This window comes from Pseudenhygromyxa sp. WMMC2535 (assembly GCF_011083025.2).
Genome location: NZ_JABJWV010000001.1, coordinates 3474910 through 3490512, shown reverse-complemented (window position 1 = coordinate 3490512; position 15603 = coordinate 3474910). Strand labels below are relative to the sequence as shown.

15 protein-coding genes are annotated in these 15603 nt (G+C 68.0%); 10 read left to right on the top strand and 5 right to left on the bottom strand.

Going from position 1 to position 15603, the window contains the following annotated elements:
* Positions 1–45: 45 nt before the first annotated feature.
* Entirely contained in the window at positions 46–2235 is a 2190-nt protein-coding gene (locus G6O69_RS13605) for a molybdopterin-dependent oxidoreductase (RefSeq protein ID WP_172303930.1), read from the bottom strand.
* A 289-nt stretch (positions 2236–2524) separates the two neighbouring features.
* Between G6O69_RS13605 and G6O69_RS13600 the strand changes: the two genes are divergently transcribed.
* The 4 genes from G6O69_RS13600 to G6O69_RS13585 all read left to right on the top strand — a co-directional run bounded on the left by G6O69_RS13600 (position 2525) and on the right by G6O69_RS13585 (position 6632).
* Positions 2525–3544: a hypothetical protein gene (locus G6O69_RS13600; protein ID WP_172303929.1), complete on the top strand. Its 1020-nt coding sequence runs from the start codon at positions 2525–2527 to the stop codon at positions 3542–3544.
* 84 nt (positions 3545–3628) lie between these two features.
* Positions 3629–4507 carry a hypothetical protein gene (locus tag G6O69_RS13595; protein ID WP_172303928.1) on the top strand — a complete coding sequence of 293 codons (879 nt, stop codon included), beginning with the start codon at positions 3629–3631 and terminating at the stop codon, positions 4505–4507.
* 38 nt (positions 4508–4545) lie between these two features.
* Complete coding sequence (locus G6O69_RS13590) at positions 4546–5445, top strand: hypothetical protein (RefSeq protein WP_172303927.1); 900 nt, start codon at positions 4546–4548, stop codon at positions 5443–5445.
* A 44-nt stretch (positions 5446–5489) separates the two neighbouring features.
* Positions 5490–6632 (top strand): alpha/beta hydrolase-fold protein, encoded by a 1143-nt coding sequence (locus tag G6O69_RS13585; protein WP_172303926.1) that lies wholly within the window; start codon positions 5490–5492, stop codon positions 6630–6632.
* 13 nt (positions 6633–6645) lie between these two features.
* Here G6O69_RS13585 and G6O69_RS13580 read toward each other — a convergent pair whose 3' ends face one another.
* The gene (locus tag G6O69_RS13580; RefSeq protein ID WP_172301250.1) at positions 6646–7323 is read right to left on the bottom strand and encodes a hypothetical protein; all 678 of its coding nucleotides are present in this window, start codon (positions 7321–7323) and stop codon (positions 6646–6648) included.
* A gap of 155 nt (positions 7324–7478) precedes the next feature.
* Here G6O69_RS13580 and G6O69_RS13575 point away from each other — a divergent pair, with 155 nt between their 5' ends.
* Together G6O69_RS13575 and G6O69_RS13570 are read left to right on the top strand one after the other, a co-directional pair.
* Positions 7479–8168, top strand: coding sequence for a MotA/TolQ/ExbB proton channel family protein (locus G6O69_RS13575; protein ID WP_172303925.1), 690 nt, complete (start codon positions 7479–7481; stop codon positions 8166–8168).
* Positions 8165–8590, top strand: coding sequence for a biopolymer transporter ExbD (locus G6O69_RS13570; protein ID WP_172303924.1), 426 nt, complete (start codon positions 8165–8167; stop codon positions 8588–8590). The genes G6O69_RS13575 and G6O69_RS13570 overlap by 4 nt, the downstream gene beginning before the upstream one ends.
* A gap of 48 nt (positions 8591–8638) precedes the next feature.
* Here G6O69_RS13570 and G6O69_RS13565 read toward each other — a convergent pair whose 3' ends face one another.
* The 3 genes from G6O69_RS13565 to G6O69_RS13555 form a co-directional block, all read right to left on the bottom strand.
* Positions 8639–9034 (bottom strand): hypothetical protein, encoded by a 396-nt coding sequence (locus G6O69_RS13565; protein ID WP_172303923.1) that lies wholly within the window; start codon positions 9032–9034, stop codon positions 8639–8641.
* A 440-nt stretch (positions 9035–9474) separates the two neighbouring features.
* Complete coding sequence (locus G6O69_RS13560; RefSeq protein WP_172303922.1) at positions 9475–9696, bottom strand: hypothetical protein; 222 nt, start codon at positions 9694–9696, stop codon at positions 9475–9477.
* A gap of 33 nt (positions 9697–9729) precedes the next feature.
* Positions 9730–10203 (bottom strand): response regulator, encoded by a 474-nt coding sequence (locus G6O69_RS13555; RefSeq protein WP_172303921.1) that lies wholly within the window; start codon positions 10201–10203, stop codon positions 9730–9732.
* A gap of 203 nt (positions 10204–10406) precedes the next feature.
* Between G6O69_RS13555 and G6O69_RS13550 the strand changes: the two genes are divergently transcribed.
* From G6O69_RS13550 to G6O69_RS13535, 4 genes are all read left to right on the top strand, one after another.
* Positions 10407–11225 carry an RNA polymerase sigma factor gene (locus G6O69_RS13550; RefSeq protein ID WP_176396817.1) on the top strand — a complete coding sequence of 273 codons (819 nt, stop codon included), beginning with the start codon at positions 10407–10409 and terminating at the stop codon, positions 11223–11225.
* Positions 11225–12652 carry a FecR domain-containing protein gene (locus tag G6O69_RS13545; RefSeq protein WP_172303919.1) on the top strand — a complete coding sequence of 476 codons (1428 nt, stop codon included), beginning with the start codon at positions 11225–11227 and terminating at the stop codon, positions 12650–12652. The genes G6O69_RS13550 and G6O69_RS13545 overlap by 1 nt, the downstream gene beginning before the upstream one ends.
* Entirely contained in the window at positions 12649–13755 is a 1107-nt protein-coding gene (locus G6O69_RS13540; protein WP_172303918.1) for a hypothetical protein, read from the top strand. Before G6O69_RS13545 ends, G6O69_RS13540 begins: the two co-directional genes overlap by 4 nt.
* Positions 13756–13884: 129 nt before the next feature.
* Positions 13885–15561, top strand: a complete 1677-nt coding sequence (locus tag G6O69_RS13535; protein ID WP_172303917.1) for a hypothetical protein — start codon at positions 13885–13887, stop codon at positions 15559–15561.
* Positions 15562–15603: the final 42 nt, after the last annotated feature.

Genomic DNA, 15603 nt, shown 5'->3' with positions numbered 1-15603 from the left:
GGCGCAGCTTAGCAGGGCGAGGTGACGGCCAGCGCTCAGCTCGGCTCAGCTCGGCTCAGCTCGGCTCGGCTCGGCTCGGCTCGGCTCGGGGGCCGGGCGCACGTGCACGGCGAGGTCGTAGAAGAGCGCGCCCGCCCCCATGTCCGTCTCATCTGGCATCGCCAGCCAATTGATGTTGCGACCCTCGGGGCTGCGCTTGGCCCACCACACCCCGGGCGCCACGACGGTCCCCCGCGCGAGGTCCTCGCGCAGCGTCGCGCGCAGGCGGACGCTCCCGCGCTCGCCCTCGACGAGCACGTCTCGACCCTCGACCACGCCCCGGGACGCGGCGTCCTCGGGGTGGATCATCAAGCAGGGCGCGCCCTCGCGGCGGGCGAGCTTCTCGACGTTGGCGAAGCTGCTGTTCAAAAACGAGTGCGCCGGCGGCGAGATGCAGCGCAGCTGCTCGCTCGGCGCGGCGGCCGAGGCCGGCGGAGTGTAGTCGGGCAGCGGGTCGTAGCCGTGGCGGGCCATGGTCTCGCTGCGCAGCTCGCAGCGCCCGCTGGGCGTGGGGAAATTTCCGGCGGCGAAGGGCAGGTAGGGCTCCGGGAGCGCCAGCCGACAAAAGCCCGCGTCGAGCAGGCGCTCCCAGCTGATCCCCGCCATGCAGGGGTCGCGCTGCGCCGCCACGAAGGCGCGCAGGATCGTCTCGTCGTCCTCGCGAAAGCACGGCTCGTCGTAGCCGAGGGCCCGGGCGATGCGGCGAAAGATCTCGGCGTTGGCCAGGCTCTCGCCCACGGGCGCGATCGCGGGGCGGTTGAGGCCGACGTAGAGGTGCCCGTAGGCCTTGTGCAGATCCCAGTGCTCGAGCTGCGTGGTCGCCGGGAGCACGATGTCGGCCCAGTCCACGGTGTCCGTGGCGAAGTGCTCGAGGACCACGGTGAACAACCCCTCGCGCGCGAGGCCGCGGCGCACCGCGCCCTGATCCGGGACCGTGGCCGCGGGGTTGCAGTTGTAGACGAGCAGCGCCTCCACGGGGGTCTGGGCCGCCGACAGCGGAGGCTCGGGATCCGCGGGCCGCTCGCGCAAGAGCGCCGCGTGGCGCTGCTGCGGATCCGCAGACAGGGCCTGGCCGAGGCGGTTCATGTTGAAGGTCCGCGGCTGGCGACCCGCGAGCAGGTCCGGGCGCTCGAGCCCGCGGCGGTCGAGGACGAAGCTGCCCGAGTTGCTGAGCAGCACCCCGCCGCCGCGGCGCTGCCAGTCGCCGGTCAGCGCCGGCAGGCAGGCGATGGTCCGCACCGCCATGCCCCCGCCGCGGTGGCGCTGGAGCCCGTAGTTGATGCGGATCATTGCCGGCGGGCGCTCGTGGAGCTCACGGGCCAGGGCGGTGATCGTCTCGCCCGGCACGCCGGTGATCTCCTCGGCCCGAGCCGGCGACCAGCGCTCGCTAACCCGCGCCGCCAGGTCTTCGAAGCCCACGGTGGCCTGGGCGATATAGTCGTGATCCAGGCGATCTTCGACCACGAGCACGTGCATCAGCGCCAGGGCCAGGGCCGCGTCGGTGCCGGGGCGGATCGGGATCCACTGATCCGCCGCCTTGGCCGTGCGCGTGCGCAGAGGGTCGATGACCACGACCTTGGCCCCGCGCTTGCGCGCGCGGGTGATCACCGGCCACAGGTGCATGTTGCTGGTCAGCGTGTTGCTGCCCCAGAGCACCACCAGGCCCGCGTGCTCGAGGTCGAGGGGGTCCGGGCCGATGGACCGGCCGATGGTGTAGCGCAGCCCCTCGCTCCCGGCGCTGGCGCAGATCGTCCGCGCCAGCTGGCTCGCGCCCATGCGGTTGAACAAGCGCGAGGCCATGCCCTCGCCCTGCAAAAATCCCAGGGTCCCCGAGTAGCTGTAGGGCAGCACCGCCTCGGGTCCGGACCTGGCGATCACCGCGCCGAGCCGCTCGGCGATCTCGGCGATCGCCTCGCCCCAGCCGATCGCCTCGAAGCGCCCCTCCCCCTTGGCCCCCACGCGGCGCAGGGGCCTCTGAAGGCGCTCGGCGTGATAGCTGCGCAGCAGGTAGTTGTCGACCTTGGTGCACAGCTTGCCCGCGGTCAGGGGATGCTCGGGATGTCCCCATAGATCCAACGCGCGGCCAGTCTCGGCCTCCACGGCCACCTCCCAGGCGCAGGTGTCGGGGCAATCGTGTGGGCAGACGCCCCCGACGATGTGTACGCCCTCCCTACCCTGAAAACGTGCTCGACTCACCCCTGCATGGTAGCCGATTCACCCAAGCACGCCGCGGCTCGCCAACGCTACCGTAGGTAGCGTTGGACGAAGCTTCGTCCTCCCAAAACTCCCACGAAATTCGCGAGCTTGGATCAACGACCCTGACCATCGAGACGGGCGAGCCCGAGCTCTGGCCGCTCTGGACCGTCGCTTTCGTCAGCCTTCGCACAAGCTCGGCGGAAGGAGTCCACGCGGCATGGCTCACTTGACGAATTTCGCACCAAGTCCCCTGCTCCCAAAATCGAGCTCCCTGGCTTAGCATGGAGCGGTGACCATCCAGACTGATCTGCTTCCCCTCGACCGGCCGATGCGCCGGGCCTTGACCGTTTTCATGTCGATCGCCCTGCTCACGGCGTGCAGCGGCGACCCCCCCGAGGCCGAGAGCTCCGGGACCGAGACCGAGACCAACGGCGACGACGTCGACACCGAGACGACCTCCGACGAGAGCACCGAGACCGAGAGCACCGAGACCGAGACCGACACGACCGAGACCGAGACCGGGCCCGAGTGTGGCGACGGGATCGTCGAGGGCGACGAGGCTTGCGACGGGGACGACCTCGCTGGCCAGACCTGCGAGGGGCTGGGTCACTTTGGTGGCGACCTGTCCTGCTCCGCGGACTGCACCCTGGACGAGTCGGCTTGCCAGGTCGATCCGATCTGTGGCAACGGCGTGCTCGAGGGCGACGAGGTCTGCGACGCGCCCGACTTTGGCGAGGCGACCTGTGAGAGCGTTGGGGACTTCGTGGGTGGGGAGCTCGGGTGTAGTGAGGACTGCACCGCAGTGAGCGACCTCTCCTGCCTGTCGGAGGGCGAGGGCGAAGAGTGCAGCTTCGACAACGACTGTCCGGAAGAGGCGCCCTACTGCGTCGAGGGCTCGTGCTGGAATGGCAGCGAGACCGATCCTTGTGACTACAACGGTGACTGCGCCGCGTTCATCTGCGTCAACGACATGTGCTACGACGGCAGCCTTGGCGACCCCTGCGAGGGGGATGGCGACTGCCTTGAGGCTCCTTACTGTGTCGGTTTGGTGTGCACTAACGGCGACGAAGGCGACGCCTGCGAGAACGACAACGACTGCAACGACCTAGCCCCCTTCTGCGTCGACGACATCTGCTACGACGGCAGTGAGGGCGACCCCTGCGACTTCGACAACGAGTGCAAGGCCGACGCGCCGCAGTGCTCGACGCTTACCGACGCCTGCCAGACCGGTGAGACCGGCTCCCCTTGCCAGTCCAACTCCGACTGCAACAGCAGCCAGTGCGACTTCGATAACCAGGTTTGTCTCTAGACCAAGACTACCTTCGGGGCACCGCCGTCCACGATATGTGGACAACGGTGCCCCGATTTCGTTTGTCGCATCCGAGAACTCACCATGACCATCCATCACAGAATCGCTCTACTCGCCGGCTCGCTTCTTGGCCTGTCCTTCGCCTGCTCCACGGGCGAGTGCATCGTCGGCTCCGAAGGCTGCACCTGTAGCCTCGCCAGTGGCGCCTGCGAACAGGGCCTCACCTGCGTCTCGAACATGTGCGTGAGCCCCAGCGACGACGACGTTGGAGACGCGACCGACACGGTTTCTGAAACCGACACCTCGTCCGAGTCCGGCTCCGAGACCGACACGACCAGCGGCCTCCCCGTGTGTGGCGACGGCCTCGCCGAAGGCGACGAGGCCTGCGACGGCGAAGACCTCGCCGGTCAGACCTGCGTGTCCCTCGGATATACACTCGGCGAGCTCGCCTGTCGGGAGAACTGCACCCTCGATCAATCGGGCTGCTACGTCGACGCCGTCTGCGGCAACGGTACGCGAGAGGGCAACGAGGAATGCGACGGCGACGACCTCGATGGCCTAACCTGCGCGAACATCGATGACTTCGTCGGCGGCGAGCTTGCTTGCAACGAAGACTGCTCCCTCCTCGTCTATGCTTGTCTGGTCGTCGGTGAAGGAGAGAGCTGTGACAGCGATGCAGACTGCGAAGAGACTGCTCCCAATTGCGTCGATGGAGCCTGCTGGAACGGCAGCGAGGGCGACCCCTGCAACTATGTTGGAGAATGTCCAGATGCTAGCTGCGTCAACAATCAGTGTTGGGACGGCAGCGAAGGTGACCCCTGCAACAACCCCACAGACTGCTCCGAGTTCGTTCTCTTCTGCGTGGAACATCTCTGCCAGACCGGAGAACCCGGCTCCCCCTGCGTCATCAACGCAGACTGCGTGAGCGACTCCTGCGACGTCGATACCTTCACCTGCCTCTAGCTCTTTACCCCGGACCGCTAGCCCTGCCCGACTCCATCATGACCATCCATCACAGAATCGCTCTACTCGCCGGCTCGCTTCTTGGCCTGTCCTTCGCCTGCTCCACGGGCGAGTGCATCGTCGGCTCCGAAGGCTGCACCTGTAGCCTCGTCAGCGGCGCCTGCGAACAGGGCCTCACCTGCGTCTCGAACATGTGCGTGAGCCCCAGCGACGACGACGTTGGAGACGCGACCGACACCGTTGCCGAAACTGACACCTCGTCCGAGTCCGGCTCTGGAGACGGCTCCGACTCAGAGACCGAGACCGACTCGACGAGCGACCTCCCCGTGTGTGGCGACGGTCTCGCCGAAGGCGACGAGGCCTGCGACGGCGACGACCTCGCCGGTCAGACCTGCGTGTCCCTCGGATACACGCTCGGCGAGCTCGCCTGTCGGGAGAACTGCACCCTCGATCAGTCGGGCTGCTACGTCGACGCCGTGTGTGGCAACGGTACGCGAGAGGGCAACGAGGAATGCGACGGCGACGACCTCGATGGCCTAACCTGCGCGAACATCGATGACTTCGTCGGCGGCGAGCTTGCTTGCAACGAAGACTGCTCCCTCCTCGTCTATGCTTGTCTGGTCGTCGGCGAGGGAGAGAGCTGTGACAGTGATGAGGACTGTGTAGAGACCGCGCCCAATTGCGCCGACGGAGCTTGCTGGAACGGCAGCAAGACCGATCCCTGCATAAACTTTTTAGACTGCGACTACACCTGCGTCGAAAACCAGTGCTGGGAGGGCAGCGAAGGCGATCCCTGCGAAGCCAAGCCAGACTGCAGCTACGCCGTCCCCTTCTGCGTGGAAAACATCTGCCAGACCGGAGAACCGGGCTCCCCCTGCGTCATCAACGCAGACTGCCTGAGCGACTCCTGCGACGTCGAGACCTTCACCTGCGAGTGAAGCCCACGCTCCCCGGGGCGCAGTGATAAGCTCGCGCCCCCGCCATGATCGCCAAAGACCGCCTCGCGCCCACGCTCTGCCTGCTCTCCTGCCTCCCCCTCGCCGCCTGCGCTGGCGACGACGGAGGCGCCAGCACGGACGAGAGCGCCAGCGAGGAGACCGCTGGCGGCGAGACCACCGGCGGCGAGACCGGCACCGGCGAGACCGACACCGGCACCGACACCGGCACCGAGATCCCCGAGCTCCTCGCCTGCAAGAGCGCCCCGCCCGAGGGCGCCAGCTTGGCCCCCGCCCTGCCCGGCTACGGCGGCCCTGGCGGGTCGTGCCCGGTGCTCGAGACCGGCGACACCGTCAACATCATGGACACCAGCGCCGGCGAGCGCGAGTTCTACCTGATCGCGCCCAGCGACTACGCGCCGGGCGAGGACCTGCCGGTGATGTTCATGTACCACTGGCTCGGCGGCGACGCCCTCGACTTCATCTCGCGCGCCGAGGTCCAGTACGCCGCCGACTACTACGGCTTCATCGCGGTGATCCCCGAGGGCCGGACCAGCGAGGAGGACGTGCCCTTCCGCTGGCCGTTCAGCATCGCCGACGACGAGCAGCAGATGGAGGAAGAGTACGACTTCCACAACGACATGCTCGCCTGCGTCCACGAGCAGTTCGGCGCCGACAAGGAGTGCGTCTCGACCATGGGCGTCAGCGCCGGGGCGATGTGGTCGGCGATGCTCGCCAGCCGCCACGGCGAGCACCTGTCGAGCTTCATCTCGCTGTCCGGGGGCACCGGCGGCAGCCTGGTCCAGCCCTGGGTCTCGACCACCAACCACATGCCGGCCATGGTGCTGTGGGGCGGCCCCGAGGACCTGTGCCTGGGCGTGGACTTCGACGCCAACTCCATGGAGATGGAGGCCGCGCTCGAGGTCGACGGCCACTTCATGGTCGAGTGCGTGCACAACTGCACCCACGCGACCCCGCCCTTCGAGCCCGAGGATCCCAGCTGGCCGACCTACGCGCCGGCCTGGGAGTTCTTCCTCGACCACCCCTACTGGCTCGAGGACGGCGAGTCACCCTACACGGACTATGTGGCCGCGACCGGCGGGCTGCCGCCGACGTGGCCCGAGTGGTGCGCGGTCGGGCCGGGGAACGCGGAGATCCGTCAGGGCGAGTGCGGCGGCTCGGAGTGCTGAGCCGCGCCTGGGCTCACGGGGTGCACTCCCCACCCCAACAGACACTCCAACCGCTGCAATCACTGTTGCTATCGCAGGGATCACCATCGCTGCCGTTCCAGCATTGGCCGTTCTTGCAGTAGTTATCGTCCTTGCAGTCGTTGTCGTTGTCGCAAGGGTCCCCCTCCTCGCCCGCGTAGCAGCCCGAGGTGTCGAAGAGGCAGTCGTCCCCGCAGCTCAGCTCTCCCCACACGAAGCCCACGCTCTTGCAGTTCTGGTTGTTGGACAGCTGACCGTCGCAGTCCTCGTCGGGGTCGACCATGTTGTTCCCGCAGTTGTCCTCGCCCGTCGTGGTCTCGCCCCCATCCGTGGTCTCGCCCCCATCCGTGGTCTCGCCCCCCGTCGTCTCACCCGTCGACCCCTCGTCCGTCGTCCCGCCATCATCGGTGGTCGTCGTGTCCGCGCTCGAGGTCTCGTCGCTCTCACCGCCATCGGTGCTGCTCTCGCCCTCCCCGCTCGTCCCGCTGTCATCACCGATCTCATCGCTCCCCACCGCGGTCTCGCCCATGGTCTCCATGTCGTCGGCTTCGTCGCCGTCGCCACTACCTAGGCTGTCTCCAGAACCGAGGCCGCCCGTCACCGGCGAGCACGCGGCCGCCGTGGCCAGCAAAGTCATCGAGATCGTGAGCCCAACAATGCGGTCGCGTCGCACCAACGTATGGAAACGCAGCCACGCCCGAAGATCCAGGCCCTTGTCCGGCTAGCTGCCTGCGCGCTTGCCCTCCCGCGCGCCGCGACGCATGCTTGGCCCCCCTCCCTCCGGGGGGCATCGAGCGCCAACCGGAGGCCGCCAACACCGCTCCAACCATGGATCTCGCCTATTTCTTCGAACAAGGTGGCCCGCTCATGTGGGCGATCCTCGCTGCTGCGGTGGTCGGGCTGTTCATCTTCTTTGAACGGCTCTACTCGTTACAGCGCAGCAAAATCGTCCCTCGTGCCTTCGTCGATCGAATCCGCGCAATGGTCGCAAAGGGCAAGACCCGCGAGGCCCAGCTGCTGTGCGAGGAGAACAATTCGAGCATCGCGCGCATGATGGTTGCGAGCCTGCAAGCCTACGCCGACGGCAAACCCCGCGCCGACATCAAGGAGGCCGTCGAAGAGGTCGGTGGGCGCGAAGTCGCCCACCTCGACAAGAACGTCGAGATCATCGGCACCGTCGCCTCGGTCTCCCCCCTGCTCGGCCTGCTGGGCACGGTGGTCGGCATGATCCAGGTCTTCCAGCGCTTCGTCGACGCCTACGCCGACGGCAAGGCCACCCCCGACGTGTTCGCCGAGGGCATCTGGACGGCGCTGATCACCACGGCCTACGGCCTGATGGTCGCCATCCCCATGCTCGTGCTCTACAAGATCGTCCAGGGGCGCAATGACCGGCTGATCGTCGAGATGGAGGAGGACGCCATGGGCGTGGTCGATCTCCTCGACGAGGCCGCCCGCCGCGGCAGCGAGACCAGCCGCGGCGGCGAAGCCGAACCCGCACCTGAAAGGGCTCCGGCGTGAGCCTTCGGGATCGCGGCGGGGGTCACCTCCGTCATCGCCGCCGCAGCGGACAAGGCGCGGCCGTCGAGCTCACCCCGCTGATCGACATCACCTTCCAGCTGCTGATCTTCTTCTTGCTGACCGCGACCTTCCAGCAAGACTCGTCCATCGACGTCGACCTCGCCCGGGCCAAGAACCAGCAGAAGGCCAACAAGCAGGAGGCGGTGGTCGTCTCGATCAGCTCCGACGGGCGCTTCGAGGTCGACGAGATCCTGGTCGAGCCCGGCGCCCTCGAGGGCTACCTGTGCAGCCAGGCCAAGGCCGGCAAGGACACCATGCACATCCGCGCCGACAAGGACAGCAAGCACGAGGACCTGGTCCAGGCCATGGACCTCGCCAAGGCCTGCGGCTTCGAGAAGCTCGGCATCCTCCATCAGAATTGACCCGGCGTTTTGGAGACGGGAGGACCCGCGAGAAGCCTGAACCGAGCGCTACTGCTCGTTGGCGTTGGACGGTCGCCGCTTGGAATTCCGCGGGGGCTCTTGCTCGCGTTCACTTTGCGGCTCGAGAGCCCCAGAGGTGTCGCCGGTATCGGTGGTGTCATCCTCGCTCTCGTCGATGGGCCCTTCGGGTCCGGCGTAGTCGGAGCCTGACGACTCGGAGTCGCTATTGTCCGTGCCGGTGCAGCCGACGATGGTGAACGCCCCCACGGCCATCACGGTCATCGCCGTCAGACCCACGCCGAAGGCCAGGCTCTGCAGACCACGGCCGGGCTTGGTCGACGCTTGAACGGCCACGGCCTCGATGGTGATCAGCGCGGCGCCGCAGAAGGGACAGGAGGACTCTTCGGCATGGGCGTGCCGATGACAGCTAGGGCAAGGGATCATGTCACCTACCCTAGACGCGGGCTCGTGGCCGGCGCAAGCAAAACGCGCAGGCTGAGCAAGCTGCTCTTGGGAGACTCTGCGCCAAATTCCGAACAGGCCCAATTGCACGCTGTGGTCGCGCTCGAAGGTTTTTGTGCAGGCGGCAATGCATCGAAATTGTCCTCGAGTTCGACTGCGTCTCAATACACCGGGTCGAGGCAGCCCCCCAAAGCTCGCGGCTTCAGTTCGGCGCCTCGAACAACTGACTCGATGCATGAAATTGGCTCATCAGATACGGGATTCCTGTAGACGTACAGCGCCCTCTCCAACCAGTGCTGGGGATCGTCCTATGTATATTGCATCCACCCTCCTCGACTCGGCCCAGCCAGTCTGAGAAGAGTGGAAGGATCTCGTCCGGCGGCTTCGAGCAGCCCGGCATCCGCCATCGGAATTGCGCGGCGTCAGAACTTGGGGTGGCGCTCGACGACCCAGCCGCTCGCGGCCTGCAGCACGCGCTCGAGCGCGATGTCGAAGCGCAGCTGGTCGAAGGAGCCCGGCGAGAGCGTCGGGTCGAGCTCGCCGTCTCGCGTGAAGTCCTCGAGCTGACGGTCGATCTCCGGCGCCATCGAGCGTGGGAGGCCCTGGTCGAGGACGCGACGACGGAGCTGTCGAGGCCGAAGCATGGATGCGCGGGACATATCACCTGGCCAGGTTCGTCAGCGGAGCGTGGACAGCGAGTCGAGCATCGCGTGGAGCGGCCCGATCTGGAGCGGCTTGGCAAGGTATCCGTTGGCACCGAGCGCGACGGCCCGGATGCGATCCGCCTGAGAGTTCGACGCGCCCAGCATCAGCACTGGCGCGCTCGCGTGGGCGGGCTCGAGCCGCAGCGAACGCAGCACCTTGAAGCCGTCCATGCAGGGGATGTCGATGTCGAGGACGAACATGTCGAAGTCCTCGGCCTCGATGGCGGCCAGCGCCGCGAGGCCGTCACCTGCGAGCTGCGTCTCGTAGCCGCGCGCCTCGAAGGTCCGCGCGAGGCGCTCGGCGATGAAGCGGCAGTCGTCGACGATCAGCACCCGCGGCCGCAGGTCGATGCGCAGCGCCGCAGAGGACGACGAGAGGGCGAGGCCCGCAGGCTGCGAGCCCGAGCCCGCGCGACGAAGAGGGATCGGGGCTGAAGTCGACTGCATGGCTTCGCTGTCCACCGCGCCTCAAGTGTCTCATCCCCTGGTCTTAAGACCAGTTTTTTGTTCGTAAGATCAGAGACCAAAAAAATCGTGAACCCCACTTCGGGGCCCTGGACACTGAGCCCCCGAGCGCACGGATCTGCCTGGAAAACCAGAATTTGCCACGCAGGAGCTCGCTCTTCTCCCATTTGCAACCCCGCTCTTCCATGCAGTGCCAGACCGTCAGCGAAGTTGGCCCCGGACAGTCCTCCATGGAGGGCGTGGTCTGCGACGCCGGCATGGGATCCTGGTCACGACGGATCTCGAGCATCTTCCGAACGGCAACCGGCGATGACACTGCCGGAGGCATGTGGGAAACTGGGAACCCCGGCGACAACATGAGTTCTCGCCCGATCCCGGCCGTGCCCGCCCCCGAGCCAGAGTCCTCCACGGCCTCGGAGGTGGAGTCGGTTTCCGACCTCCAATCCTCCGAGCTTGCCGAGGCACTGCGCGCCGGCGATCCCACAGCGATCGCCAGGCTCTTCGATCTCTATGGCGCCCACGTCGAGCGCGTGTTGATCCGAACCATCGGCCGCGACACGGAGATGGACGACATGGTTCAAGACGTGTTCTTGGGCGCCTATCGGAGCGGGCATAACTTTCAGGGCAACGACGAGCAGCTCAAGGCGTGGATCAGCCGCATCGCGGTGTTCACTGCCCGCGGCTACCTGCGCAAGCGCAAGCGGCGTTGGTGGCTGCGCTCGGCGGCCCCCGATCAGATGCCCGAGCTCACCTCCAAGGAGGCGAGCCCGCACATCCAAGAGGTCCTGCGTCGCACCTACGCGGCGCTGGACCAGATGGATCCGGACCTGCGGATCCCCCTGGCCCTGCGCGAGCTCGAGAAGCTCGAGCTCGCGGAGATCGCCGAGGCCTGCGAGTGCTCGGTCTCGACGATCAAGCGGCGGCTCGCCCGGGCCCGCAAAGCTTTCGAGCGCCTGGCAAAGAACGACCCGATCCTGCGCGATTGGGTGGAGGAATCGAACTAGTGTCCGACGCGACCCGACACACCAGCTCACGGCTCTTCGCGGCCGTGCGCGGAGCTCAAGACGAAGCCTTGCAGCTCAGCGACTCGGGCGAGCGCGCCCGCGCCCGCGCCCGCCTGCTTCAGTCCATCGACGGTGAGCGTCGACGTGGCAAGAGCACCCCCGCGCCCGCCAGGCCGCTGTGGCGCTGGACCGCGGGCACCGTGGTCGCGGCCGCCTGTGCCTTCGCGGTGTTGTTCGCGTGGCCGAGCGAGCACGCCCTCGAGTTTCAGGTCGACGGCGTCTCCTATACCGCCGCCGAGCTCGGCACGAGCATCGACGCCGGCGACCAGCCGCGGGTGCTCGCGTTCTCCGACAGCACCCGCGTGACCCTCGACGTCGACAGCCGCATGCGCGTCGACGAGCTGCGCAGCAACGGCGCGACCGTGACCCTCACCCAGGGCGAGGTCTCGCTGTCCGTGCACCACGAGGACGACGACACCAGCTGGAAGGTGCTCGCCGGGCCCTACAGCGTGCACGTGACCGGCACCGAGTTCTCCGTGTCCTGGCAGCCGGCGAGCGGCGACTTCGGCGTGAGCGTCGACGAGGGCTCGGTCCGCGTCGAGGGCCCCGAGGGCGAGATCGCCTCGCTGCGCGGCGGCGACAGCCTGTTCCGCGCCCGCGGCAAGGCGACCATCGAGCCCGAGGACATCGACATCGACGACAGCCCGCGGGTCATCGCCGAGCGCCCCTCTGGGGACCGCGATGGCGAGCGCGACGGCTCTCGCGACGGCGCCGAAGACAGCGAGCCCAGCCAGCCGCCGGCGGGCGAGTCGAGCACCGAGGCGCCCTCGAGCGCGACGAGCCTGTCGAGCCACGCCCACGCCGAGCGCGAGCCCAGCAGCCACGCCCGCGAGCTCGAGACCGACGCCAACGCCCAGACCCAAGCCCGGACCGAAGCCCAGACCGAAGCGAGCACGGTGGCCCAAGGCTGGCTCAGCCTGCACGAGGCCGGCAGCTTCGCCAAGGCCTGGGACGCCGTCGCCGAGCAGCCCGGCGGCGTGCTCGGGGAGGCCGACCGCGCCGACGCCGACACGATGCTCGAGCTCGCCGACCTCGCGCGCTACAACAAGCGCCGCGGCGACGCGCGGACCGTGCTCGAGCGCGTGCGCGTGCGCTTCCCCGGCAGCAAGCAGGCCAGCAAGGCCGCGTTCTTGCTCGGCAAGATGGCGGCCGACGGCGGCGACACGAGCCGCGCCGCGGTCTGGTTCGAGACCTACCTCGACGAGCGCCCCAACGGCTCGTTTGCGGCCGACGCCCTCGGCCGACTCATGGCCAGCTACCAGTCGCTGGATCAGGCCGACGACGCGCGCTCTGCGGCCGAGCGCTACCTGGAGCTCGAGCCCCAGGGCTTGCACGCGGACAAGGCTCGGAAGATCCTCGGTCAGTGAGCCCCCTGCGACGACGAGCCGACCGCCTCCTCGCATGGAGCGCGGCCGGCTCGTTGGTCTTCGCGGCCAGCAGTCTCGCCCACGCGAGCCCTGCGGGAGAGGTCGTCCGCAAGGACGAGTCCATCGCCGCCGACCTCGTGCTGATCCGCGTGGTCCCCGAGCGCCCAGAGATCGACAGCCGCGTCCAGGCCGAGCTCGGCCTGCTCGGCTTCGTCAGCGAGCCCCTCGCCCTCGAAGGAGAGGGCCTCGGCCCCGACCTCCTCGATCACCTCGCCGGGCTCGAGCGAGAGGTCAGCGCGGGGATCGAGATCGACATCAGCGACACCCGCGTGGATCTGTGGATCGCCGACGCCGAGACCGGCAAGACCGTGCACCGCAGACTCGACCCCCGCGAGGGCGACTGCGAGCCACGGACGATCGCGATCGCGGCCGTCGAGCTGCTTCGGGCCTCGCGGCTCGAGGCCGCGCACCATGACGAGGGCCCAGAGGAGCCGCCGCCGACCGTGCAGGTTGTCGAGGACGAGCTCCCCCCGGACGAGAAGGCGCCGAAGTCCAGCTTGCCCTTGCAAGGCGCGCTCAGCCTGGCGCCCGCGCTGCTCTCGAGCCCCGGAGGCGTCGGCGTCAGCTCGCACATCGAGGTCGGCGGCCGCTGGGCCCCCGCGACGATCCCCCGCTTCGCCCTGCGCGTCTCGGCCTGGGTGCCAACCTTGGGCAACCGCGTCGAGGATCCCCGCGGCTCTGCGCGGATCTTCATTGGGATGATCTTCATCGAGCCGCAGCTGCGCCTGCCCGGCGGCGCGCCTTGGTTTCACCCCGAGCTCGGCCTCGGCCTCGGCGCGATGGTGATCAGCGCAATCGGCGAGGCGACCGATGGCGCGGGCTCGCGCGATAGCCAGACCGTGCTCCCCGCCTTCGTCAGCCATGTCCACGGCGGGCTGGGCTTTTCTGCCACACCTCGACTGTGGATCCGGCTGGACGGTTTTTTGGGCATCGCGCAGCCCCAGCCAGTCATCTTCTTCGCAGACCAAGAGAGCCGCGACGAGATCGTGCGCTGGGGGCTCCCCTGGGGCGGTGGCAGCCTGGGCCTCGAGGTCTGGCTGTAGGCCTGATCGGAGCGTTGTCTGAGTTGCACAAATAGCTGGAGAAACCTTGGCGATCTCCACTACATGAGCACCGTAACCCGATGATTTTCAGGCTATCCTCCATTCGGTTGAATGGAGCGAAGAGGTCTCATGCGCGTTGCCCCCCACGCTTGGCTGATCCTCATCACCGTCCCGCTCGCGGCCTGCACCATCGAGGGTGTCGCGCTCTTGCCCGGATCGGATGAGCAAGGAGACAGCGCGGACGAGATCGGAGACGACGAGACCGGCCTCGAAGAGGAGGGGGACGATCCCTTCCCCGACCTCCCGCCCAACGAGCCGCTCGAGCCCTCCGAATTCTGCACGCTCCCGAGCGCGGCCCTCGACGGGCCGCTGCCCTGCGAGATGCCCGAGCTCGCCGAGAGCGTCGCCGCCGAGATCCGCTGGGAGTGGGTCGGCCCGGGCACCGAGACCAGCGTGCTGACCACCCCGCTGGTCGCCAACCTCGACGACGACAACGGCGACGGCTTCATCGACGTCTGCGACACCCCCGACGTCGTCGCGGCGGTGGTCGACGTGCCCGCGACCAAGACCGCGATCTGGCCCGACGCTCACCTCTACATCCTCTCGGGAGATACCGGCCAGCTGACCCGAAAGATCGAGTACGGCATCGACGGCGCGGTCAACCCGGCGATCGCCGACCTCGACGGCGACGGCAGGCCCGAGATCATCGCGCTCGAGGCCGTGCTGCCCAACAGCCCCTACACGATCACCGAGCGCCGCCTGGTCGCCTTCGACAACCAAGGCGAGCTGCTGTGGCAGGGCTCGCACTGGCAGGCCGCCCGCGGCGGCGGGGCCCTGGCGATCGCCGATCTCGACGGCGACGGCAGCCCGGAGATCATCGCCCCCGAGTACGTCGCCGACGCCGACGGCGAGCTGCTGTGGGCCGTCGACGACCCCGCGATCGCCTACGCCATGCCCGTGGCCGTCGACCTCGACCTCGACGGCGATCTCGAGGTCGTGTTTGGGACCAGCGCCTACGCCCACGACGGCACCCACCTCTTCGACGCCCCCCTCGCCCCGCCCAACCACGGCTCCGTGGCCATCGCCAACTTCGACAGCGACCCCTACCCCGAGCTCTATATCCAGCACGAGGGCGCCCACGGGATCATCGAGCACGACGGCAGCCTCAAGGCCCCCTGCCCCACGGACGGCTCGGTCAACGGCACCGGCAACAACCCCGCGGCGATCCACGACCTCGACAGCGACGGCAACGCGGAGCTGGTGTTCGGCTATCACAGCCAGCTCCACGTGCTCAGCGTCGCCGACGACACCTGCACCGCGCGCTGGTCGAGGAGCGTCGACGCCAACGACATCATCGCCAGCGGGACGATCTTCGATCTCCTCGACGACGGCGAGGCCGAGACGATCTACGCCGACCGCAGCCGCGTGCAGATCGTCAGCGGCGACGGTCAGCTGCTCTTTCAGATCCCCCGGGTCGCGCGCGAGAGCATCGCCAACCCGGTCGTCGCCGACGTCGACGGAGACGGCGCCGCCGAGATCCTCGTCGCGTCGAGCAAACCAATCTCCTACTCCGGCGAGCCGGAGATCCCCCCAACCACCACGCTCACGCTGATCGACAGCCAAGTTGGCGCGTTTGCGCCCACCCGGCGAGTCTGGAATCAGCACACGTATCACTACAGCAACATCCGCGAGGACGCGCGCGTTCCCCCCCACGAGTTACCCCACTGGGCGCTCGAAAATGGCTTTCGGATAAACGTTGGCGCGGGAATGGTCGCAAGCGACACCTGCATCCCGCCCTGGTTCTGAGCCCTCGGAACGGCCATGACCGCGCGCAGGGCTCCTAGGAGC